At 48.8% G+C, this 23,157-nt stretch carries 25 protein-coding genes and 1 riboswitch; of the genes, 7 read left to right on the top strand and 18 right to left on the bottom strand.

From position 1 onward, the window contains the following. Positions 1 to 42: 42 nt before the first annotated feature. Positions 43 to 915: a DegV family protein gene (locus tag BO53_RS0108670; protein ID WP_031547319.1), complete on the bottom strand. Its 873-nt coding sequence runs from the start codon at positions 913 to 915 to the stop codon at positions 43 to 45. 116 nt (positions 916 to 1,031) lie between these two features. On the opposite strand from BO53_RS0108670, the gene BO53_RS0108665 reads away from it, so the two are divergent. Continuing rightward, complete coding sequence (locus tag BO53_RS0108665; RefSeq protein ID WP_031547318.1) at positions 1,032 to 1,664, top strand: YigZ family protein; 633 nt, start codon at positions 1,032 to 1,034, stop codon at positions 1,662 to 1,664. Here the strand turns inward: BO53_RS0108665 and BO53_RS0108660 are convergent, their stop codons facing one another. Continuing rightward, positions 1,665 to 2,717: a glycosyltransferase family 4 protein gene (locus tag BO53_RS0108660; protein ID WP_031547317.1), complete on the bottom strand. Its 1,053-nt coding sequence runs from the start codon at positions 2,715 to 2,717 to the stop codon at positions 1,665 to 1,667. A gap of 144 nt (positions 2,718 to 2,861) precedes the next feature. On the opposite strand from BO53_RS0108660, the gene BO53_RS0108655 reads away from it, so the two are divergent. Beyond that, positions 2,862 to 3,818, top strand: coding sequence for an LCP family glycopolymer transferase (locus BO53_RS0108655; RefSeq protein ID WP_031547315.1), 957 nt, complete (start codon positions 2,862 to 2,864; stop codon positions 3,816 to 3,818). Between the two features lie 25 nt (positions 3,819 to 3,843). Continuing rightward, positions 3,844 to 4,890, top strand: coding sequence for a GGDEF domain-containing protein GdpS (gdpS, locus tag BO53_RS0108650; RefSeq protein WP_031547312.1), 1,047 nt, complete (start codon positions 3,844 to 3,846; stop codon positions 4,888 to 4,890). A gap of 31 nt (positions 4,891 to 4,921) precedes the next feature. On the opposite strand, the gene ytxJ is transcribed toward gdpS, so the two are convergent. Continuing rightward, positions 4,922 to 5,242, bottom strand: coding sequence for a bacillithiol system redox-active protein YtxJ (gene ytxJ / locus BO53_RS0108645; protein WP_031547310.1), 321 nt, complete (start codon positions 5,240 to 5,242; stop codon positions 4,922 to 4,924). Positions 5,243 to 5,345: 103 nt separating this feature from the next. Between ytxJ and BO53_RS0108640 the strand changes: the two genes are divergently transcribed. Then, on the top strand, positions 5,346 to 5,588 hold the full coding sequence (locus tag BO53_RS0108640; protein WP_031547308.1) for a hypothetical protein: 243 nt from the start codon (positions 5,346 to 5,348) through the stop codon (positions 5,586 to 5,588). Between the two features lie 8 nt (positions 5,589 to 5,596). On the opposite strand, the gene BO53_RS0108635 is transcribed toward BO53_RS0108640, so the two are convergent. Then, a complete protein-coding gene (locus tag BO53_RS0108635) occupies positions 5,597 to 6,496 on the bottom strand; it encodes an EMYY motif lipoprotein (protein ID WP_031547307.1) in 900 nt (299 codons plus the stop codon). Positions 6,497 to 6,664: 168 nt separating this feature from the next. Between BO53_RS0108635 and murB the strand changes: the two genes are divergently transcribed. Continuing rightward, a complete protein-coding gene (gene murB / locus BO53_RS0108630; protein ID WP_031547306.1) occupies positions 6,665 to 7,606 on the top strand; it encodes a UDP-N-acetylmuramate dehydrogenase in 942 nt (313 codons plus the stop codon). 50 nt (positions 7,607 to 7,656) lie between these two features. Here murB and BO53_RS0108625 read toward each other — a convergent pair whose 3' ends face one another. The 11 genes from BO53_RS0108625 to BO53_RS13900 all read right to left on the bottom strand — a co-directional run bounded on the left by BO53_RS0108625 (position 7,657) and on the right by BO53_RS13900 (position 16,470). After that, the gene (locus BO53_RS0108625; RefSeq protein WP_031547303.1) at positions 7,657 to 8,703 is read right to left on the bottom strand and encodes a siderophore ABC transporter substrate-binding protein; all 1,047 of its coding nucleotides are present in this window, start codon (positions 8,701 to 8,703) and stop codon (positions 7,657 to 7,659) included. 101 nt (positions 8,704 to 8,804) lie between these two features. Next, complete coding sequence (locus BO53_RS0108620) at positions 8,805 to 9,614, bottom strand: iron ABC transporter ATP-binding protein (RefSeq protein ID WP_031547301.1); 810 nt, start codon at positions 9,612 to 9,614, stop codon at positions 8,805 to 8,807. Further along, positions 9,611 to 10,570 carry an iron chelate uptake ABC transporter family permease subunit gene (locus tag BO53_RS0108615; protein ID WP_031547299.1) on the bottom strand — a complete coding sequence of 320 codons (960 nt, stop codon included), beginning with the start codon at positions 10,568 to 10,570 and terminating at the stop codon, positions 9,611 to 9,613. Before BO53_RS0108615 ends, BO53_RS0108620 begins: the two co-directional genes overlap by 4 nt. Then, positions 10,563 to 11,531 carry an ABC transporter permease gene (locus BO53_RS0108610; protein ID WP_031547298.1) on the bottom strand — a complete coding sequence of 323 codons (969 nt, stop codon included), beginning with the start codon at positions 11,529 to 11,531 and terminating at the stop codon, positions 10,563 to 10,565. Before BO53_RS0108610 ends, BO53_RS0108615 begins: the two co-directional genes overlap by 8 nt. Positions 11,532 to 11,672: 141 nt before the next feature. Beyond that, the gene (locus BO53_RS0108605; protein ID WP_031547297.1) at positions 11,673 to 12,350 is read right to left on the bottom strand and encodes an SDR family oxidoreductase; all 678 of its coding nucleotides are present in this window, start codon (positions 12,348 to 12,350) and stop codon (positions 11,673 to 11,675) included. Between the two features lie 92 nt (positions 12,351 to 12,442). Continuing rightward, positions 12,443 to 12,853, bottom strand: a complete 411-nt coding sequence (locus tag BO53_RS0108600) for a FixH family protein (RefSeq protein WP_031547295.1) — start codon at positions 12,851 to 12,853, stop codon at positions 12,443 to 12,445. Between the two features lie 125 nt (positions 12,854 to 12,978). Continuing rightward, positions 12,979 to 13,443, bottom strand: coding sequence for a 6,7-dimethyl-8-ribityllumazine synthase (ribH, locus tag BO53_RS0108595; protein WP_031547293.1), 465 nt, complete (start codon positions 13,441 to 13,443; stop codon positions 12,979 to 12,981). Positions 13,444 to 13,456: 13 nt separating this feature from the next. After that, positions 13,457 to 14,629: a bifunctional 3,4-dihydroxy-2-butanone-4-phosphate synthase/GTP cyclohydrolase II gene (locus BO53_RS0108590; protein WP_031547292.1), complete on the bottom strand. Its 1,173-nt coding sequence runs from the start codon at positions 14,627 to 14,629 to the stop codon at positions 13,457 to 13,459. Further along, on the bottom strand, positions 14,622 to 15,263 hold the full coding sequence (locus tag BO53_RS0108585; protein WP_031547291.1) for a riboflavin synthase: 642 nt from the start codon (positions 15,261 to 15,263) through the stop codon (positions 14,622 to 14,624). The genes BO53_RS0108590 and BO53_RS0108585 overlap by 8 nt, the downstream gene beginning before the upstream one ends. Positions 15,264 to 15,268: 5 nt before the next feature. Next, positions 15,269 to 16,303, bottom strand: a complete 1,035-nt coding sequence (gene ribD / locus BO53_RS0108580) for a bifunctional diaminohydroxyphosphoribosylaminopyrimidine deaminase/5-amino-6-(5-phosphoribosylamino)uracil reductase RibD (RefSeq protein WP_245608223.1) — start codon at positions 16,301 to 16,303, stop codon at positions 15,269 to 15,271. Continuing rightward, a complete protein-coding gene (locus BO53_RS13900; RefSeq protein WP_156956123.1) occupies positions 16,300 to 16,470 on the bottom strand; it encodes a hypothetical protein in 171 nt (56 codons plus the stop codon). The genes ribD and BO53_RS13900 overlap by 4 nt, the downstream gene beginning before the upstream one ends. Beyond that, a riboswitch (FMN riboswitch) is annotated at positions 16,455 to 16,595 on the bottom strand. Its footprint overlaps the gene before it by 16 nt. A 238-nt stretch (positions 16,596 to 16,833) precedes the next feature. On the opposite strand from BO53_RS13900, the gene BO53_RS0108570 reads away from it, so the two are divergent. Then, positions 16,834 to 18,309: a Na+/H+ antiporter NhaC family protein gene (locus BO53_RS0108570; RefSeq protein WP_031547289.1), complete on the top strand. Its 1,476-nt coding sequence runs from the start codon at positions 16,834 to 16,836 to the stop codon at positions 18,307 to 18,309. A gap of 108 nt (positions 18,310 to 18,417) precedes the next feature. Here BO53_RS0108570 and nrdF read toward each other — a convergent pair whose 3' ends face one another. The 3 genes from nrdF to nrdI are packed head-to-tail and all read right to left on the bottom strand — an operon-like array spanning position 18,418 to position 21,900. Next, on the bottom strand, positions 18,418 to 19,392 hold the full coding sequence (nrdF, locus tag BO53_RS0108565; RefSeq protein WP_031547286.1) for a class 1b ribonucleoside-diphosphate reductase subunit beta: 975 nt from the start codon (positions 19,390 to 19,392) through the stop codon (positions 18,418 to 18,420). A 32-nt stretch (positions 19,393 to 19,424) separates the two neighbouring features. Next, positions 19,425 to 21,530, bottom strand: a complete 2,106-nt coding sequence (gene nrdE, locus BO53_RS0108560; RefSeq protein WP_031547285.1) for a class 1b ribonucleoside-diphosphate reductase subunit alpha — start codon at positions 21,528 to 21,530, stop codon at positions 19,425 to 19,427. Continuing rightward, complete coding sequence (gene nrdI / locus BO53_RS0108555) at positions 21,493 to 21,900, bottom strand: class Ib ribonucleoside-diphosphate reductase assembly flavoprotein NrdI (protein WP_031547283.1); 408 nt, start codon at positions 21,898 to 21,900, stop codon at positions 21,493 to 21,495. The genes nrdE and nrdI overlap by 38 nt, the downstream gene beginning before the upstream one ends. Before the next feature lie 370 nt (positions 21,901 to 22,270). Between nrdI and BO53_RS0108550 the strand changes: the two genes are divergently transcribed. After that, positions 22,271 to 23,134, top strand: coding sequence for a DMT family transporter (locus tag BO53_RS0108550; protein WP_031547282.1), 864 nt, complete (start codon positions 22,271 to 22,273; stop codon positions 23,132 to 23,134). The last annotated feature ends 23 nt before the right edge of the window (positions 23,135 to 23,157 follow it).

Here is a 23,157-nt window from a genome sequence, read left to right as displayed (position 1 = left end):
AAAAAGGACGCAGCAAAGATGGCTGCGTCCCTGATTCTATAATCAGTAGTCTGTATCAATTTCGTAGGTCGTATATCCGAGCCCGAGCGCACCCTCACCAAGATGCGTTGCGATTACCGGGCCGAAGTAGCTCAACCTGAATGTAATTTCCGGATAGTCCGCCTGCAGGCTTTCCATCCATTTCATGCCTTCTTCTTCTGCGTTGCTGTGGATGATGACGGCTGTCACCGGTTTGCCCTTGTGACGTTCCATCTCTTTGGCAAACACTTCCTCCACCCGGCTCATCGCCTTCTTCTTCGTCCGTATCTTTTCGAACGGTACGATCTTTCCCTCTTGGAATTGGAGTATCGGCTTGACCTTGAGCATGCTGCCGACAATCGCCTGGGCATTCGACAGGCGTCCGCCCTTCTGAAGGTTCGACAGGGTGTCGACGATAAGGTATGCATTCGTATTCTTCCTGCGCTTCATCTCTTCCAGCCGCTCAAGCAGTGTATCGAGTGGGAGCCTGTCCTTGTTCTGCGCTGCATAGAGCGCCAGGAATCCCTCGACATAGCAGGCGATTTCAGAGTCTACTGCATGCATTTTGATGCCTTCGACACTCTGGCCTGCAGCCATCGCATTCTGGTAGGTGCCGCTGAGCCGGCTTGAGAGATGGATGCTGACTACATCCGTAAACCCTTCGCTCCTCAAAGATTCGAGGAGCAGGATATAGTCGCCGATCGACGGCTGGCTCGTTCTCGGCAGCTCGTCCATCCGGCGCATCTCTTCGAAAAACGCTTCGTTGCCAATGTCTTCATCCTCTTTATATGACTGTTCACCCATGATGACGTTGAGCGGGATGGTACGGATATCATATTTTTCTTTCAGCCCTGTGGGCAGATAGGACGTTGAATCCACTACTACCGCTATCTTCATACTGGTTCCTCCAATTTCCATTCACACTTCAATTTCCCATTCACACTTGATATATAGTTTACTACATTCCTAAGGATTCCGTCCATGTGTTAATATGTTTCTAGAGGTGAACATATATGGAACAGCAGTATATGAACAGAATAGACACGACTGCCGAAACGACCATCAACAAATCACGCTTCATTGCATACATCCAGCGGACGGATTCCGAAGAAGCGGCAAAAACCTTCATAAACTCCGTCAAATCGCAGCACAAGGATGCCAACCACAACTGCAGTGCATACATCATCACTCCGAGCGCCCTGATCCAGAAGGCGGATGATGACGGAGAACCTTCCGGCACGGCGGGGGTGCCCATCCTTGAAGTGCTCAAACGGGAAGGGCTCTATAATGTGACCGTCGTGGTCACCAGGTATTTCGGCGGCATCAAGCTCGGTGCAGGCGGACTGATCCGTGCCTACTCCGGTGCCGCATCCGATGCTGTGAATGCAGCTGGAAAAGTGGTCGAAATCGATGTCGTACCATACAGGATTACGATGGACTACACGTATACGAACCGCTTTGAACATGAACTGGAAGGTTCCGACACCACCATCAGGGACACGGCCTATACAGACAAGGTCACCTACCTGGTTCATGTCCGTGAAACCGGACGGGAGGCATTTCTCAAACGTGTCCAGGAAATCACAAAAGACACCGCCAGCCTGGAGGAATTGGAGATGATCCAGGCCGAAAGTGCCGTAGAGTAGCTATGGGAATATGCGGTGGAACAGCCTTCTTGCAAAGTCCAGGACTGGTTTTCTGTCACTGTCGATGAGGTTGGTCGCCTCAACTATGATTTCCGTCGTAAGGATCAGCAGCAGAATGATGATGACCGATCCCGGAATTGTGGACAGATAGAGGATGATGCTCGCCCCCGAATAGAGTGCAGCGATGAAATAGATCAGCACGACACTTTCGGCGTGCGTATACCCCAGGTTCTGCAGCCGGTGGTGGAGGTGGCTGCGGTCCGCCTTTACCAGCGAGACATTGCTGCGGTAGCGCCGCAATGCTGCAAAGAACATGTCTATGAAAGGCACCGCCAGAATGATGATGGGGAAGAACAAAGAAATCAGCGTAATATTCTTGAAGCCCATCAGTGAGACGACGCTGATGATGAAACCGAGCAGCATCGCCCCGTTGTCCCCGAGGAATATCTTGGCCGGATGGAAGTTGTACACCAGAAAGCCAAGGCAGGCGCCGATGAGTATGACGCATATCATCATGACAAAGATGTTGCCCTGCAGAATGGTGATGAATCCGATGCTGGTCAACGCAATGATGGAAACACCCGTCGCCAGCCCATCCAGTCCGTCAACCAGGTTGATGGCATTGATGATGCCCACCATCCAGAGGATCGTAATCGGGATGGCCAATATGCCAAACTCGATTTCGATGCCAAACGGTGTAATGCGGTCGATAAGGATGCCATAGGAGACCGGCACCAGGCTGGCCGCTATCTGGCCGATGAGCTTGAGGCCCGGCTTCAAATCATACTTGTCGTCGATGATGCCCACAATAACGATGACGATTCCCCCGAGGATGATTGCTTTGTATTCCGCCTCGATTGGACGGGAGATGAGCACGCCGATCGCAAAGGAGATCAGAATTGCCACACCTCCGAGGTATGGTATAGGTTTTAAATGCACTTTTCTGCTGTTTGGATAATCGACAAAGCCGAATTTACGGCTTCCCCATATGAAGATTGGCATCAGAATCAAAGAAATCAAGAATGACACCGTCAATAGAAATAGAGTATACATATCATCACCGTCTTAAATATTTCCAATTCACTATATCACATTCCACTTTATTTATGGAACGCGCACCTGTTTTTGCACATTTATATTTTTCAATACCATGGGTTTCGTTGTATAATTATGTCACCATATCAAAGGAGATTTTTAATGAAAAGAACAGAAAAAAGACGGATGCACCCTGCAATAAAAGTATTGCTTGCTCTCATCCTGATATCAGTCATCGTTTTTGCGGGGCTTATCGCCTATGTCTACTTCCAGCTTAAGGGCACTGCCGGCCAGGTGTTTGATGATGATTTTTCCAATGCCACTTCGGAACTCAGGGAAACGGATGTCAGCTTCCGGAATGGAGACCCTGTCTCTGTCGTGCTGTTCGGTACGGATGATGACCAGGACCGCAATGCAAGCGGCATGGGCCAGCGTTCCGACACGATAATGGTTGTCACCCTGAATCCCAATACCGATGAGGGGAAAATAGTCAGCATTCCCCGGGATACACGTACAGAGATTGCAGATCGGGGCACGGTCGAGAAGATAAATCATGCCTACGCATACGGAGGACCTGATATGGCGAAACGCACTGTCGAGAATTTTCTGGATCTGCCCATCGACCACTTCGTGTCCATCAACATGGACGGCTTCACTACAATCATCGATGAAATCGGCGGCGTCACCATAACAAGCCAGGATACTTTCCAGCAGTCGGGCTACCAGTTCACAGCCGGTGAGACCTACGAAATGGATGGAGATATGGCCCTCGCCTTCTCAAGAAGCAGAAAATCGGAAGGTGCAGGCGGCGACTCCGGCCGACAGCACAGGCAGCAGCAGGTGGTCCAGGGCATTGCCCAGGAAATCATGAGCCTGCAGACAATCACCAACTTCAACTCTGTATTGAATGTATTGAGCGACAATGTAAAGACCGATATTCCATTTGGTGAGCTCAACGCCCTCCGTTCGGACTACCAGGAGGCTGCAAAGAATATGGAACGCCTTACACTGGAAGGTACGGATCAGAGGCTGGATGATGGTCTATGGTACTTCCTTCCGAATGATGAATCATACAATCAGCTGAGAAGAGAGCTGCGCGAAAACCTGGAATTGGAATAAAAGATGCACTGGAGGGGGAAAGTATATGCTCATTGACTTCGTACTGAATATTTCAATCACCATCACCGGCATATACTTGTTCCACCGGCTCCAGTACCTGGAAGACCGCAGGTTCATCGATTCGGAATTCTTCCAGGCACTGCTGATGACCACTCTGTCCGTACTGCTGCTGATGGTGCCCATCCACATGTATGATATGGTCTTCAGCCTCTACTTCATTCCATTGCTGATTCTGGTGAAATACAGCGTACCCTACCTGATCATCGGTTCGGTACTGATCGTCTTCATGTTCCACCATATGATCTTCAATTTTGATTGGCAGCTCTATCTCATATTCTTCATCCTGTACATCCTGATCATGATGATACTGCCTTTCCTGAAATTCCAGAAGCTGAAGGAGCTCACAGCAGCAAGCATCATCTTCACTTCCCTGTATGTCATCAACATCCATTTCTTTGTCCAGGCGCTCAACCCATTCCAGATGCTCGTGTTCGTCCTGGCAAGCACCACCGTAATGTTCTTTGCGATGATGATGTATGAGGACATCAATATGATACTCAGGCTGCTGAAACGCTATGAGGAGGAGGAGTATAAGGATTTCCTCACCCAGCTGGGAAATGTGAAGTCCCTCGACAATGCCATCGTCCACCTTCTTGATGACAGTGACACGCTCAGCCTGCTGCTCATCGATATCGATAATTTCAGCCTGATCAACGATGAGCACAGCCATGCCTCGGGGGATGCACTGATCAGGCAGATGGCCCACCTTCTGAACAACCATGTGCCGACCGGCGGTATGCTTTTCAGGAGCAGCGGAGAGGAATTCTCCATGATCATACCGGACCTGTCCTTCGACAAGACGGTCAGGCTGGCCGAGGCGATCCGCAACAGTGTCGAACGCTCAAACTTCCATGTCAATGACACTGAGACCGTACATCTGACCGTCTCGATCGGTGTGGGCTACCAGTTTGTCGCCCCTGCTACAAAAGGCAGGCTTCTCAAAGAAGCGGATGACATGCTCCATGCAGCCAAAAAACAGGGGCAGAACCGTGTAATGTTCAATCCAATATAAAAAACCAGGATTGCTTATCGCAATCCTGGTCCTAATCTTCTACTGAGGAGAGGTTCTTGAGTGTAATATTATGGTGTGAGTCACTCCACTTGAGCTTTCCACCCTCAAAATAGAAAGCTTGGGGAGATTCATGTTTGATAGCAAATTGTTCAGCGATATAGTCGGAAAGTTTCCGGTGATCCTGAACTACCAGATAATATCCATCCATATCCCGTTCATAATGGAACTTCTGGAATTCTTCGAAGGCATCGGCTGAAATCGGACATGTACTGCTGTGCTTCATAAAAAAGAAATCCTTGTTATCCTGCAACAACTTTTGAAAAGCTTCAATCGATGTTGTTTTCGTTAGCATTTCATCACCTTCTCATTAAACTGTTAATAACTTATCATTTATTGCCTGATTTAGCAAATCGGCTTCCCTACTATGCTATAATGGCAAGGATTGGAGGAATGACATGAATAATAAACCACTTAAAAGATGGACGTTTCTGGATACTATCAATGCAGCGCTGCTGATTGTCGTTCTGCTGTTCATGCTCGACTTCGAGAACAACAGAGCCGTATCGATCATACTGCTTGCCGTATTTGCATTCTGGATTACGACCGTGATCCTCAGAAACCTCTTCATCTCCAAAATTGAAAAAGATCCCAACCATCCGATGCACAGACAGCAGTCGGACAAGGGAGAAGATAAATAGAGAGCGAACTATGACAGTTCGCTCTCTATTTCGTTCAGCCGCTCATAGTACTCCTCGTCCATCTGCTGATAGGTCTCCCGCAATGGCAGGATGTTCTGGAGTTGCAGTTCCTGAAGCTGTTCATTATATTGCATCGTATTCTTGCGCTCCTGGTAGTATTTTTCGAAACCATAGTACATCTCAAGTGTCAGGCTCCGGACACGCACGCCCCTGTCTGTTTCGAGGTTCATCTGGTTCAGTGACTCTATATGATCATTGATGAGGGGAAGCATGACTTCATCGATATGGGCCATCTTCTCGACCCTTGATTCATCCTGCTGCAGCACTTCCGACTCCTCTTCCAGCTCTGTACTGTTTTCATTGATCTGGGCAATGAGTGCATCTATTTCTTCAGTCTCATCCTCACTGCTGATGGAATCGATCACAGCATCCCTTTCCTCCTGATTTTCCATGAACGTCTGACTCAATTGGATGAGTGCTTCATTGGAACGGACCGACATATAATATGTTTCTATATAATCGTTCAGCTGCTGAACGAAGCTCTGCTTCAGGTCCAGACTCTCAATGTATGAATCATGAAGCTCCACCAGCTCTTCATTGGAAACCTCGACGGTTTCAACAGCATCTTTCATCTGTGTGACATGGGGCATGATTTCCTGATCGAGCGTTTCACTCAGGGAAACCAATCTTTCCATATCGATATCCTGGTTTCTCGGGGAAAGCTCTTCCGGCAGATCACCGATTTCCAACTGGCTCATCTTCTCATCATATTCCGAATCCAGTGCATGGACGTCTTCCATGTCTGTCATGTAGCTCTCAAAATCTGCGCGGAATCCAGAAGTACACCCTGCCAACAGGAAGACCGACAACAATACGAATGTACTGATTGATTTTTTTTTATTCTGCAAAGAAGGTCACACTTTCATATTGTTATAGTGGGGACTGCGCCTGCTCCAAATGCTAAACAAAATATAGCACACATCATAAATCATCACAACGGAATGCATATTGGATTGGCAAAGGGACAGAGATTCCATTATAATGGTGATAAGTATTTTGTCTTGAAAGGAAACGTTATGGTGAACCATACTCAAATCGAAGAGGATTTAAGGTCCCTTTTGGACCACTCAGAAATCAAAACATATGAACCCCTAAAAAACTATACATATACCCGGACCGGCGGGCCAGCGGACTTCTATATCACTGTTCATGACATTGAAGATGCCTCCCGCGTCCTCCAGTACAGCCACGAGAACCATATTCCCGTGACATATCTGGGGAATGGTTCGAACATCATCATACGGGATGGCGGCGTCCGTGGTATTGTATTGAACCTGCTCGAGTTAAATTATTTATACGAGTCAAATAGTGTCATTACAGTGGGCAGCGGCCGTGCCATCATTGATGTATCCAACTACGCAAGAGACCTGTCGCTGACCGGCATGGAATTTGCCTGTGGCATCCCCGGGAGTGTCGGGGGTGCTGTCTATATGAACGCGGGTGCCTACGGCGGCGAAATCAAGGACTGTCTCACGGAAGTCACCGTTTTGGACGAAACTGGTAAAAGGATTACACTAAAGAATGAGGAACTGGGACTCGAATACAGGAAAAGCATGGTCCAGGAAAATGACTATGCTGTGGTCGAAGCCAAATTCAGTCTGAAGCCCGGTAAATTGGAGGATATCCAGAAAATGATGGATGATCTGACAGAACGCCGCTCATCCAAACAGCCTCTGGAATATCCGTCATGCGGGAGTGTCTTTCAGAGGCCACCCGGCAATTTTGCAGGGAAGCTCATCCAGGAAGCTGGTCTTCAGGGTCACCGCATCGGTGGTGTCGAAGTCTCGAAGAAGCATGCCGGATTCATGGTGAATGTGGATGGTGGCACAGCAGGTGATTATGAAGCCCTGATTGAATATGTCCAGAAAAAAGTCTACTCTCTCTTTGGTGTGACCCTCAATCGTGAAGTCCGCATCATCGGGGAACCGGTCTATAGGCGTGCAGAACGCCAAAAATAACATTGCATATACCAAAAGGCCCATCAATTTTTTGATGGGCCTTTCTTTTTCTATTGTTCCAGAGCCTGCTCGATTTCTTCCAGCTGACCGATTGTCGTCATCACGCCTCCGGAAGCGAGGTACCAGAGTTTGGCGTCGAGATCGACGATTCTGTCATTTTTGATTGCATCCACATCCTGAATGACATTATTATCAAGGACTGTGCTGGAGGAGGATTCTCCACCAATCGCACTGCCCCTGTCGAGGGCAAGGATGATGCCTGGGTTCCTATCATTGATATATTCGTAACTGATGGCCTGGCCATGTCTTGTAGTCGAGATCTCCTCATCTACTGGTTCAAAGCCCAGGTCCTCAAAAAGAAATCCGTAACGTCCACCTGGTCCGTGCGCTGAAAGTTCACCTTCATTTGCCATGACGAACAGCATTGTTTCATCAGTATCCGCCACTTTCTGCTTCACTTCTTCGATTTTGCTGTCCAAATCTGCAATCAGTGACTCTGCTTCTGAAGACTTGTCATAGATGTCCCCAATCATCTGGGTGTAATGTTTGACTTCTTCAAAGTAGTTTTCATTGGAAGGCGCCACATACAGGATCTGGGCATCCGGAGCTGCTTTCTCAAACTCATCGATGATGGCAGAAGTCGCCTGACGTCCTGAAATCATGATGACTTCAGGCTGCAGTTCAGCAACTTTCTCAAAGTCCGGATCTTTCAGTGTACCAAGATTTGCATACTCATCTCCCTGAAACGCTTCAAGCTCATCAGGCAGGGTACTTGAGCTTTGTCCTTTTGGCAGTCCGACAACACTGTCCGACTCACCAAGCTCATGGATAGTAGAAAGCGCACCATAGTCGAATACTGCAACTTTCTCCGGATTTACCGGCACTTCCACCGTTTCCGACACTTCTTCGCTTGCTTCTTCACCTTCGGCAGATTCATCGGAAATCGTGAACTGGTTTTCCACTTCGACAGTCTCGGTGCCTTCAGTTTCCGACGCTTCACTTTCGGATTCTGCACCTTCGGATGTACTTTCTCCATTTCCACATGCTGCAAGGACCATGAGTACCATTACAGTAAACAATAAGTAAAATTTCTTCATTTCCATTCCTCTTTCCAATTAGTGTTTTCAGCCCCCACTAAAAACATCCATATATCCGATAAGTCCCCATCACCTCCTTAAATGTGTATGCACTCCATAGACTATGCCCGAACCTGATCCTCGATGAAGTCGTCCACCGAAGCATCCTCGTGTTCATCGAAGTACACGCATATCTGCTGTCCGTAGATGCATTCTATGTTGATGTCCATTTCATATATATCCTCAAGGATTTCCTTCTTGATGACATCATCCTTTTTGCCGCTGATTGCCACTTTTCCATCTTTCATGGCAACAATATTGTCGGAATAGCAGGAAGCAAAATTGATGTCATGGATGACGATGATGATCGTTTTGTTGCGTTCCCTCACCAGTCTCCTCAAAATCTGCATGATCTGCACAGAGTGCTTCATGTCAAGGTTGTTGAGCGGCTCGTCGAGGAAGATGTATTCCGTATCCTGGGCAATCGTCATGGCGATGTATACACGCTGCCTCTGCCCGCCGGACAGTTCATCGATATACCGGTCCTCGAACTCTTCAAGTTCCATGTAGCTGATCGCCTCATCGATGATTTCATGATCCCTCTCGTTCAGCCTTCCCTTTGAATAGGGGAAGCGGCCGAAACTGATCAGTTCACGTACCGTAATCTTAAGATCCATGTGATTGGACTGCTTCAGGATGGCAATCTTCTTGGCAAGCGCATCACTCGGCGCCTGGAGAATGTTCTTCCCTTCAAGCAGTACCTCTCCGCTGTCCTGGTCGAGCAGACGTGTAATCATGGACAGCAGCGTACTCTTCCCGGCACCGTTCGGTCCGATGAAGGAGGTGACTTTCCCCTTGGCAATTGAGACGGATACGTCATTGACTACTTTCTTTTGGCCGTAAATTTTTGATATACCTTTAAGATCGATCATCTTCGACTCTCCTTAAGCATTAGTATGATGAAGTACACCCCACCGACAAGATTGATGATTACACTGATTTCAACCGCCTGGTTGAACACATATTGAGTCAGCATCTGACCGAGAAGCAATGTAATCACCGCAATCAATGTACTCCCAAGGAGCAGGTAGCGGTGCTTGAACGTTTTGAACATTTCATGCGCCAGGTTGACGACGAGCAGGCCGAGAAACATGATTGGTCCGACAAGTGCGGTCGAGACCGATACCAGAACGGCAATAATAAGCAGAAGCTGGGAAACTTTTCTATCGTAGTTTATACCCAAGTTTATCGCATGATCCCGACCGAGTGCAATCACATCCAAGGAATGGAAGTCCCTGAGCACTATGATCAGCATGAGGAGAACAATCGCTCCGGTGATCCAGATCAGGGAATCATTGATGGCATTGAATGATGCAAACATGGAATTCTGCAGGATCAGGAAATCATCCGGGTTGATCAGCATCTGCATGAAGGTCGACAGGCTGTTGAAAAATGTTCCCAGTATGATTCCGATCAGCAGAAGCAGGAATACGTGATTGCCGGTAAGCCTGAAAAGGTACTTGAAGACCAGTACGGTAAAGACGACGAGACCGAGCATGCTGACCAGATAGTTGACAAAGTCATTGGTCAGCAGTGGTGAGCTCGTCCCCACTATGAATACAATGATGGTCTGTATGAAGAGATAGACCGAATCCAGCCCCATGATCGATGGAGTCAGTATGCGGTTCTTGGTGATCGTCTGGAAGATGACTGTCGAAACCGCAATCGCTATGCCGACGATCAGCATGGTCACCACCCGGTTCACCCGGGAAGGAAGCTGGTAGAACAATATGTCGAAATTCAACTGATAGAGGATGTAGAAGCCTGCGATGGCCAGAGTGGCGATTGTCAATATGAGAAGCAGGCGGTTATTCTTTCCATTATGCATTTGATTTCACCCTCCTGAATATCATGATCAAGAAGATGAAACTTCCTATGACACCGATCATCAGCCCGATGGAGATTTCGTAGGGGAATATGATCAGACGTCCCAGAATATCACATATCATTACAAATACTGCCCCGAGTACTGCGGTCAGAAGAATCGTATTCTTCAGATGGTCTCCCCGGAATATTGAAATGATATTGGGGATGATCAGGCCAAGGAATGGCAGCATTCCCACAGTGACGACTACAAGTGCTGTAATCACTGCAGTAATAAGCAGACCTATGTTTATCACTCGTCTGTAGTTGAGTCCAAGATTTTTCGAAAAATCCTGCCCCATTCCTGCAATCGTAAATTGATTGGCATAGAGCAGAGCGACAATCAGGAATGGAATGCTTATGTATAGGACCTCATACCGTCCTGAAATGATGATTGAAAAATCCCCCTGCAGCCAGCTGGATAGCGACTGGATTGAATTCGTCCTCAGACTGAGGAATGTCGCTACGCTCGAAACCACATTCCCAAGCATCAGCCCGATAAGTGGGACGAATACAACATCCTTGAACTGTACACGCTGGATGATCTGCATGAACAGCAGTGTGCCTGCCAGGCTCAATGCAGAGGCAAAAAGCAGTTTCACCAGAAGGCTGGCGGTCGGAAAAAACATCAGTGCGATCAATATGCCGAGCCGTGCCCAATCCATCGTTCCCGCAGTGGTGGGGGAAACGAATTTGTTGCGGGTCAGCTGCTGCATGATCAGCCCACATACACTCAGTGACGCCCCTGCGATGATGATGGCTACTGTCCTTGGAAACCGACTCTCCATGATGATGTTCTTCTGGTTGTCACTCAAGTTGAAAAGGTCACCAGGAGAAAGGTCGACGACGCCCACAAACATCGAAATAATTGATAGCACGACCAATAATAGAATCATGATGTCCAGTCTGAATAGTTTATGTATCATATTAATCCACCTTAATTGATAATGATTATCACCGATAATCACAGTTACAATTATACACTGAAAGTTTGTATTTTCAAGCAATTAAACGGTTTCAATAAAAAATAAAGCCATCCGATAGGCATCAGATGACGTGGGTCAGTATTAGTTGATGATGATTGTATTGCCATTCGGTGCATCTTCAGAGCCTGAAAGGATCGACATGACCGTACTGATCGCTTCAGAATTCGAACGTTGCGGTGATTCCTCATACCTTATGGATGGTCTGTAGCTCAGTGCATATACATCCACATCCTCTTTCCTCAGCTCAGCAGCAGTGGAATGTGTGAGTGCCTCAATGGCCCCGGTCACTGTATAATACAGGTTTCTCTCAAATACATCTTCAAACGACGGCTCGATGACATTGATGATCTTGGCATCCCTTTCATCCTTGAGCATGGGCCTGAGTGTGCGGATGCCGAGGTACGTTCCCCATACATGCTCATACATCACCTGGTTGAATTCATCAAATGACACATCATACACAGACCGGTTCTCTGTGAAAATGGTATGGACAAGTATGATTCCATTCAATGTATTATAATCCTGCTGAATTTCCTCAACGGTAGCCACCCAGTCGATCTCTTTTGACTGTTCCAGAAGGACCACCTTATGATTGCCTTCCGAACGCTCCTGGAGCGCATTCAGAAGATTGTCCAGCTCCACGTGTTCAAGCCCTGCAAGAATGACATTTGCACCCTGCTCTGCCAGATGCATGGACAGTTCCTTGCCGAGCGGTGTGACAGCACTCGATACGATATAAGTTTTATCCTGCAAATTCATGGTTTCCTCCTGATTTCAAGCTTCCAATCTATATATATTGTAAACCTTAAGAGGTCACTTTACAAACAGCAGTATCTACATGGGGACCCGGTCTACTCTACAGTGATCTCGGCTTGTGGCATCGTATGCAGCTGCATTGCGTCGACATGTGAAATGACCGTATAGGTGCCCGCTTCTTCGAATGTATACTCGATGGTGTAGACCCCATCCGCATCATGCTGCGCTTCAATATTTTCCAGGCTCTCCTCGCCAGACTTCACTTCATACATCACTTTATCCGCGTCCGTGACATCCTCGCCGTTAGAATGTACGTGAGCTGTAAACTCGACCGCTTCACCAGCGTCAGCGCTCTCCGGCACTTCCAGATCGACTTCGAGCGACCGCACCTCATCCTCGCTCGGATTGTCATGATTCATTTCGCCTTCCATGTCCCCACCATTGCCACAGGCAGACAGCACAGCGAGGCTCAGTATCATTCCAAACATCAAAAGTTTCAGTTTCATGGGTATTTCTCCTTTATCCTTCTATATATGAAATCATAGCATGATTTCCTTCGCCCCTGCTTTTCCATTATTGACGGTTATATGGCAAAGAAATGACAAAAAGCCGATTTCCATCGGCTTTTCGATCATCGTATCTTTTTCATGAGGTTGGCCATTTCGATGGCACCGGTTGCGGTTTCCGCACCTTTGTTTCCGGCCTTGGTTCCTGCACGCTCGATTGCCTGCTCGATATTTTCGGTGGTGATGATACCGAACATGACGGGGACGCCTGTAGTGAGGCCAGCTTGGGAAATGCCCTTGGCCGCCTCATTGCAAACATAGTCATAATGCGTCGTACTGCCGCGGATGACACAGCCGAGTGCCACCACCGCGTCATAATTTCCCGACTCCGCCAGCGTCTTGGCTGCAAGCGGGATTTCAAATGCACCTGGAACGTAGATGAGGTCGATGTCTTCAGTATTCACATCGTGGCTGACGAGCGCCCCTTCTGCCCCGCTGACGAGCTGGGATGTGATGAAGTCATTGAATCTTCCGGCCACAATGGCAATCTTAAGGTCTGTACCAATCAATTTTGTGTCTATTCTATTCATATGTTTATGCCTCCTAGAGCAGATGTCCAAGTTTTTCTTTTTTGGTCTTCAAATAATCCTGGTTGACGACATTCGCCTGAACGATGTGGCTCTGCCGGTTCACCTTGATGCCTTCCTCTTCGAGCCCCTTGATTTTTCTCGGATTGTTGCTGAGCAGTGTCACCTCATCCAGCCCGAGCTGGTGGAGCATGGCCGCCGCCACATCATATTTCCTCAAGTCGGCATCAAAGCCGAGATGCTCGTTAGCACTCACCGTATCATAGCCCTGCTCAATCAGTTCATAGGCTTTGAGCTTGTTGATCAGACCGATGCCCCGGCCTTCCTGTCTCATGTACAGGATGATGCCATCCTGATCGTTGATGATGCGCATCGCACGCTCGAGCTGTTCCCCGCAGTCGCAGCGCTGACTATGGAACACGTCCCCGGTCAGGCATTCCGAATGGATCCTCACGGTCATATTGTTCTTCAGTTCGCCGTGGACAAGCGCAAGATGTTCCTTGCCCGTGTCATTGTCTACGAACCCGTACATCTTGAACCGGCCATAGTCCGTCGGCAGCTGGACGGTGCTCTCCAGGGTGACACCTGTGAACTTCTGCATATGCCGCTTCAGGTCTTCTATCGTTATCATTTTAAGGCCGTGCTTCTCCTTGTAGATTTTCAAGTCGTCCACACGTGCCATCGTGCCGTCATCATTCATGATTTCGCATATCACTCCGACCGGCACCGCCCCCGCCAGACGAGCGAGGTCCGTCGATGCTTCGGTGTGCCCCATGCGTTCAAGTACACCGCCGCCCTTTGCGACCAGCGGAAATATATGGCCGGGTGCATTGAATTGGGAAGGTGCAACATTCTCATCCGTCAGCGCACGGATCGTGTCATACCGTTCATGGGCGCTGATGCCGGTTGTTGTGGAGACATGGTCGATGGAGGCTGTGAAAGCTGTACCGTGGGGGTCGCTGTTGTTGTTGACCATCGGACCAAGGCCAGCCTTTTCTGCAATTTCCCCGGTTAATGGCGTACAGATCAGACCGCGGCCGTGGGTTGCCATGAAGTTCACTTCACGAGCTGTAATATATTCTGCAACGCCCACCAGATCCCCTTCATTTTCACGATTCTCATCATCCACAACAATGATCAGTTTCCCCTGCTTCAAATCTTCAACTGCAGCTTCAATCGTATCAAACATGGCGTTCACCCACTTCCTCGAGCGCGTCGATATTCAACGATCCGGAGGAGTGGAGCAGATGATCCACATGCTTCATCAGCATATCCGCCTCGATATTGACTCGTGCACCCGTGTCTTTTTGTGCAAGCGTTGTACGTTCCTGCGTCTCCGGAATCAGGTTGAGGATGATTTCGGACGATTTCAGATCGACGTCGAACAGTGTCAGACTGATGCCATCAACTGCGACAGAGCCTTTCTTCACCATGTATTTCATCAAAGTTGGCGGGCAGGCGATACGCATGACCAGCGCACTGCCGTCGTTATGGACGGAAGTGATTTCTCCCGTACCATCCACATGGCCGGAGACGATATGCCCCCCGAGCCGTGTGGACAGCGTCAGTGCCCGCTCAAGGTTGACGGGCATTCCCGCTTCCACCCTGTCGAGGCTCGTTATGCGCTTCGTCTCGTTGACCATCTCGACTGTGAAGCTGTCCGTATCGAGTCCCGTCACTGTCAGGCACGTTCCGTTCACACTGACTGAATCTCCAAGTTTCAGGTCATCGAATGTACCCGTAAATATTTCAAACACCGTATGTTCTCCTGTATCCGCCGCTTTCTTCACTTCGCCGATCTGTTCAATAATTCCTGTAAACATTATGCTCAAGCCTTTCTATAAGTTAATTTAAGGTCGGACCCGAGCTTTTCAACATCAACCATCTCAAGCTGAACCGCCGCTTCCATCGAAGCAGGTTGTTCCTTATATAGTGTGTGTCTTGATTCACCAAATATCTTCGGGGCAACGTAAGTCAATATCCGGTCGTATAGTCCCTCTTTTATGAAGGAAGTCAGGACGCGTGCGCCCCCTTCCACAAATAGGGATGAAATGCCTTTGCCATAAAGATCGTCCAGTATGGCTCCAGGGGACCATTCCCCCACTTTCACTTCACATATTCCGTCATGTTTCAAGTTTGTTTCATTCGTCGTATAGACGATCGCCTGTTTCGGGTGTTCAAAAATCTTCAGTCCATCAGGCAGTTCCCAGTCTCCTGCGAGCACCACCGGCACCGGCGATGCGCCGCCTCCTTCGATTCTTGCGGTGAGCAACGGATCATCATGGATGAGTGTGCCGCCTCCCACGAGTATCGCATCGTGGACATGCCGCTCCTGGTGGACATCGGTCCGTGCCGCTTCTCCGGTAATCCATGTGCTCGTTCCATCATCGAGTGCAAGCTTGCCATCCAGGCTCATGGCGCATTTCAACGTCACGTTCGGCCGGTGCCGTTCCAGATGACTGAAGAAAGGTGCATAGAGCTGATCGACCGCCTCGTCCGGCTGATGGAATACATTCACCCCGGCTTCGGCAAGCACCTGATGGCCGCTCACTTTCGGATTGAGGTCCCTGGCTGCGTAATGGACATTGCTGATACCCGCTTCAATGATTGCTTCAGTGCACGGGGGTGTCTTGCCATGGTGCGAGCACGGCTCCAATGTGACGTAGATGTCTGCACCCGCCGGTTCCTCGCTGCAGCTCGACAGTGCCTGCCGCTCTGCGTGCGGCTTGCCGTAGCCGAGGTGCGCCCCCATGCCGATCACTTTTCCTTCTTTGACAATGACGGCGCCTACTGCAGGGTTCTTCCCCGTCTGCCCCACTGTCATGCGGGCCAGATCAAACGCCATCTTCATATATCGATTCAAGTTTTTCCCTCCTGAACATAAAAAGCGCCAATGAATAGAATATCCATCGGCGCTGTAAAATTATATGCAGAAATAAGCATTGCTGACAATGCTGAATAAGCACTACTGTATGAAGGTATGACAAATAGCCCCATCTTCATAATAGGCTCTGCAATTCTTTCTCCCATCCAGACTCTCACTGTCGGCTCCAGACTTCCACTGGATCAGCCACATCGTCAGGGACGATGCAGGTCGCGGGCTTGCTTCAAAGCTTACCGCCGGTTGGGAATTTCACCCTGCCCCGAAAGAATGATTGTATTCAGTTGAAAAACTCTACCCTTATCATATGATATATATATTTTTTGTCAAGATGAATGCTCTGCTTCAATTCACTGCAAACACCATCTATGGGCGCCATTTCAAGCGTATCATCGATTTTACTCTACCTGATATTATTTTGAATATTATCTGTTTTCTGAGTATATGTTAGAATGATAGTGAAAATCGACACCATCTAACGGTGTCGGTTCAACTATGGGGAGGGAAGAAATTTGACCAATAACGAAGAATTGGATCGTGCAACTGGAGAAAGAACTGTAGACAAACTGGATTTTCGTCTGGGCCCCTTTGGGGCGGCAGTCCCCCTACTCTTTTTTGTAGTATGGGCGATAACCATCAGTGTAATGCAACTATCATCAGAGGTGGCACTTGTACTCGGCGCGGTGATCGGGGTGACCCTGGGGCTGCTTCTGTGCAAAAGCAAATGGGAAGACTACGCCCAGGGGCTGTTCGACGGATTGGCTCAACCGGTCGGTCTGATTGCGATGGTGGCTTGGTTCTATGCCGGCATGTTCGCACAGGTACTGCAGGTCGGCGGACTGGTTGAGGGCTTGGTATGGATTGGTTCGGTGACAGGGGTTGAAGGGGGCCTCTTCGTCGCACTTACCTTTTTATTGGCAGCTGTCTTTTCAACTGCTGTCGGCACTGGATATGGTACAACCGTTGCGTTCTGTACACTGATGTATCCGGCAGGGGTCGCTGTCGGGGCGGACCCGACATTCATGTTCGCGGCCATTCTGGCTGGCGCGGTATTCGGTGACAACCTGGCACCGGTATCCGATACGACAATTGTTTCTGCAACTACACAGAACGCAGATGTACCGGGGGTTGTGCGCAGTCGTTTCAAATATTCAATTGCTGCAGCGATTCCTGCCGCAATCCTGTTTGGCATCTTCGGAGGAGGAGGCGCTTCCACAACCGACCAGGCTTCAACCGCCTCCATATTGGATTCCGTCACGCCGGACGGATTGATCATGCTCGTACCTTTCGCTCTTGTACTCATCCTCGCCTTATCCGGCCAGCATCTCCTGACGTCCCTGACGTGGGGAATCTTATCGGCCATCCTGCTGGTCATTACATTAGCCCCCGGGTCACTGGGAGATATTTTAAGCTTTAACCCGGAGTCGGACACAGTTGTTGAAGGGGCACTGGTTTCCGGGTTGACTGGATATTTCAACATGGCCATCCTGATTCTGCTTATAGTCGGTGCAGCGCATTTGATGAGGCTCGGCGGAACGATGGCGGCGATAACTGAAGGCCTGGTCAAATGGATCAGAAACTCTGTCCGACGCGCCGAACTTTCCATCTGGACAATAGTCTCCATACTGAATAGTTCAATAACGATCAACACTGCTGCAGAAATTGCTGCGGCACCTTTCGTGAGGGAGATCGGGGAAAAATATAGGATCCACCGTTACCGCAGGGCGAATATGCTGGACGCTGTAACTTCAGCATTGGGATATATCTTCCCTTGGGGCGCACCAGTTCTATTGGGCTGGTCAACGATTCAAACAATAAGGAACCAATCATATGACTGGTTGCCTGTCGTTGAACCGACAGCAGTATTCCCATTTGTATTCCAGGGCTGGTTCCTTTTCCTCATCATGCTTTTCGCAGCATTGACAGGCTGGGGCCTGAGATATGAAGGGAAAAATGGTGAAGAATTGAAGGAGAAGCCTGAAGAGTAAGTCCTCCGGCGTCACGATGTTTTCAATTAAACGAAAAGTGGCACGAAGATCTATTGTGATCTCCGTGCCACTTTTTTGTGGGACATTTTAACTTTATACAGGATGCCCTTATTTCACATCATCAAAGATGAAGTCTTCATCCTGAATCGGCTCGACATTGAGCGCAATCACATAGCCGTCGCCTTTGACGCTGAAGAAATCATGGTTCTTCGTTGTCGTATCGAGGGCATTCTCGATGATCGGGTTGAACGACTTCTCTTCAAAGTAGGCATCGAAACCAAGGTTTGAGAGTGCCTTGTTCGCATTGTACTGGACATAGTTCAGGACATCCTCTGTCAGACCCAGGTTGTCATAGAGTTCTTTGGTATAGACTTCCTCATTCGCATAGAGCGCCTTGAGCAGTTCATACATCTCTTTGTCTGCATGCGCCTTCTCTTCAGCAGAGAGTTCGCCTCTGAGGGATTGTGCATCGAGACCTGTAAACACACCGTGGATTGATTCATCGAGAAGGATTTTCCTGATGATTTCACCACTTGTCGTCATCCTGCCCTGACCGGCAAGATACAGCGGATAGTAGAATCCGGAATAGAACAGGAAGGACTCGAGGAATACACTGGCGACACGCGCCATGTACTGGTCGTATACGGAAGCTTCCTTGCCATAGAGTTTATGGTAGTATCCGACAATCTTATCCGCCTTGTATTTGAGCTGTTCGTTTTCGATCACCCAGACATCCAGGAGTTCATTCGTGTCCTTGGATGACAGGAGTGTCGTGAATATATGGGAATAGGATTTTGCATGGATCTGCTCCATCATTCCCATGAAGGAGTACACTGCTTTTTTACGGAGATCCTCCGTATGAAGCATGATGAGCGGCATGCCGTCATCAGCCTGGTGGGTGTCCAGGCCTGTGAGCCCCGCAAGCACCTTTTTGAATGTGTCCTGTTCATCTTCTGTAAGGTTTGACCATGAACTCAGATCCTTGGAAACCTTGAATTCCGATTCCACCCACATCTGTGAGATGTTCTGACGCCAAAAGACATTCGTCATGTCGTCTTCTTTATTCCAGTTTACTGCAATCATTTTAATGACTCCTTTATCGTCGCTCGATTATATTACACGGAACAGCTTGTGCACTCTTCTACGCTGAGCAGTTTGTTCCTTGTGTAATAGAGGGATTTCAATCCTTTATGGTGTGCGTATATATACAGTCTTGCCAGTTCTCTTGTAGAAATGTCGGAATTCACATACAGGATTGTGCTGATGCCCTGGTCGATATGCTGCTGGATTGTCGCAATCATATCGAGCAGCTTCATCTGGTCCGTATTGAATGCACTCTTGTAGTACCACATCGTCTCCGGAGAGAGGAACGGCATTGGATAGAACGTTTCCGAGTTGCCGTAGGTCCGGCGCTCGATCGTATCCACAATCGGCATCACGGAACTGGTTGCATTCTGTACATAGGAGATGCTCTGTGTCGGCGCAATTGCCAGGCGGTACGCATGGAACAGGCCATTTTCCATCACTTCATCACGCAGTGCCTCCCAATCCTGCTGGCTTGGGATGTGGATATTGGAGAAAAGGGCCGCAACCTTTTCGGATTTCGGCTCCACCGCCTCTGAAATGTAGCGCTCGAAATATTTGCCTGTCGCATAGTCGGATTTCTCGAAGTCCTTGAACGTCTCTCCGCGTTCCTTGGCGATCAGCATTGATTTTTCAAGGGAATAGAAATTAAGCAGCATAAAGAATACATTGGCAAAGTCCCTCGCCTCTTCGGATTCATAGCTGATCTTGTTCTTCGCCAGGTAGCCGTGGAGGTTCATCGCTCCGAGGCCTACGGAATGCAGTTCATCATTCGCCTTTTTGACGCCCGGTGCGTTCGCAATCGCAGTGTCATCACTGACGACGGTCAACGCTTCGATGCCGTCATGAACGGAGTCGCGCACCTTGCCGGAATCCATTACATTGGCGATGTTCAGCGACCCCAGGTTGCAGGAGATGTCACGGCGGATTTCGTCATCCGTACCGTAGTCATTGATTGTTGATGTCTCCTGAAGCTGGAAGATCTCTGTACAGAGGTTGCTGATTTTGATCTGTCCGATATCCTTCAGCGGATGGACCTTATTGGCATTGTCCTTGAACATGATGTACGGATAGCCGGACTGCAGCTGTGTCTGTGCAATCGTATTGAGCATCTCGCGTGCATCCATCTCGCGCTTTTTCACCTTGTCGTTTGCAACGAGTTCATCGTACATCTCATCGAGGTTCATATCGTCCAATGACTGGCCATATTCGCGTTCGACCGTATGCGGTGCGAACAGATAGAATGGATCGTTGTTCTTGGCCAGGTCGAAGAACTTGGACGGGACGACGAGTCCGGTGGAGATCGTTGCAAGGCGGATATCTTCATCCGCATTCACTTTCTTCGTATCCAGGAATTCAGGCAGATCATAATGGAAGATGTTCAGATAGACTGCACCGGCGCCTGGTCTCTGGCCCAGCTGATCGGCATAGCCGAATCCGCCTTCCAGCGCTTTGGCCACCGGAAGTACACCTTTGGCCACGCCTTCGATGCCTTTTATCGCTTCCCCACGGGCACGCAGTTTGGACAGGTTGATTGCCACACCGCCACCGATCTTGGAAAGCTGCTTGGCTGTGGAATCGATGTAGTTGATGGAATTCAGGCTGTCATCGACTTCAAGCAGGAAGCAGGATACCATTTCGCCACGGCGTGCACGGCCTGCGTTCAGGAATGTCGGTGTCGCCGGCTGGTAGCGCTGCTCGATCATCGACAGGATGAAGCGTTTCGCCTGTTCCTTGTTGCCCTTCGCCAGGTAGAGGCTCACAATCACCACATGCTGCTTGTAGTCCTCCAGATACTGCTTCTTGTCATTCGTTTTCAATGTATAGTCCTTGAAGAACTTGCTCGCTGCCATGTAGCTCTTGAACTGGAATGGAATGCTGTCTGCATACGTGACGATGTCCATTACATCCTCTTCGGAATACTCCGCGAACAGGTCATAGTAGAAATCGTTGTCCACGAGGTAGTGCAGACGTTCGAGCTCGCTGTCGAAATGGATGGTCTTGTCCTTGACCTCCTCCATGAACACCGCCAGGGCCTCCTGGTCTTTATGCAGCTGATAAAAACCTGTTTCATCGCGTTTTGTCACTTCATTATTCAGTTCAATATGGTTGTATTTTTTCTCGTCCAAGACTTTCATGCATAGCCCCTGCCTTTTCAATGAATTCTTCTCTGTCTTTCTGGTTTCCATGAAGCTCAAACTTCATCAGCAATGGTACTCCGTATTCGTCACTGATATGCTCTCCGGCACGCGCAAAGTTGTTCCCCCAGTTCCGGTTGCCGCTTGACGCGACACCCACCATCAATTCGTGGTTCACTTCAAGAAACGACTTCACTTCATCGGGTACCCCGCCGAAGCCATAGGTTCCGGTAACGAGTATGAAGGGTTCCCGGATCTGTCCACTGCTGTTTGAAGCAGTGATTTCATAGGTGTCGTAGTGTTCAGCCACCCCGGAATTCCTGATGAAGCGTCTGGTATTCCCCGTCATGGAATAGAATGCAATCAGCATGCCAACGCCCCCTCATTTCTAGTCCTGCAAAATAAAATAATCGAACTCTCGTCCGAAAATCATGGGTTGCTTCTATTCTCTCTTTACACGCTTCTTAAAGTAAGTAAACACTATATATTGTGCCCTACTGAAAATTTACACACAATATATGTGTATTGCACGTTCTATAATGACATAATCATCCATAATTATCAATGGCATAATAAGACATTTCATTGGGAATAATATCACTTAAATATAGCCAAAGTCGCACCATATGTATGTTATACTATAGCAAAAATTCGACCAAAAATTTTTTGGTAAAACTCTGTCTTCATACAACTGTGAAATAAAAATTTCATCAAAAATTTTATTATGGAGCTGCATTTAAATGAGTAATACAACAAAGGGCATCATCGCCCTTCTCATCTCGTCATTGGGCTTCAGTCTCATGGCCCTTTTCGTAAAATACAGCGGGGATCTGCCGACGGTCCAGAAGGCGTTCTTCAGGAATTTCGTTGCGATGATCGTCTCCCTCTCCCTGGCATTATACTACAGGGAGAAGCTTTTTGGCCGCCGGGAGAACCAGGGGCTGCTGATGCTGCGTTCGACACTTGGTGTCACCGGTGTCCTGCTCAACTTCTTCGCAATCGACAGGATGGTGCTGAGCGATGCGGACATACTCAATAAGCTGAGCCCCTTCTTCACCATAATACTCTGCGCTGTTTTCCTCAAGGAATACATCCGCAAATATCAGATGATTGCCATCCTCATCGCCTTCATCGGTGCCGTCTTCATCATCAAGCCCTCCATGTCGAGTGAGACGCTGTATGCCGTGGTCGGGGTGCTCGGGGCACTGTTCGCAGCAGGAGCCTATACGGTCCTCAGGGTCCTTGGCAGCCGGGAAAAATTCTATACAGTGGTCTTCTACTTCTCCTTCTTCTCCTCGGCCGTCCTGCTGCCATTCTTCATCTGGCAGTATGAGCCGATGACTGCATCCCAGTTCTGGATGCTCGTCCTCGCCGGGCTGTCTGCGGCATTCGGCCAGTTCGGGCTGACCATCGCATACAGCTATGCTCCGGCCCGGGAGATATCGATATTCTTCTATTCCACGATACTCTATACGGCAATCTTCAGCATCGTCTTCTTCAATGAAGTGCCGGACATGCTGTCCATCTTCGGCTACATCATCATTTTTTCAGCCAGCTTCTACATGTTCATGAAGAACAGGCCGCCGAAGCACTCCACCATGTAACGACAAGAGCCGGCCATCGGCCG

The sequence above is a fragment of the Salinicoccus luteus DSM 17002 genome, assembly GCF_000712035.1.
GTDB classification, from domain to species: Bacteria; Bacillota; Bacilli; order Staphylococcales; family Salinicoccaceae; genus Salinicoccus; species Salinicoccus luteus.
The sequence above is the reverse complement of the archived record's forward strand: the minus strand, read 5'-3'. Positions and strand labels throughout refer to the sequence as shown.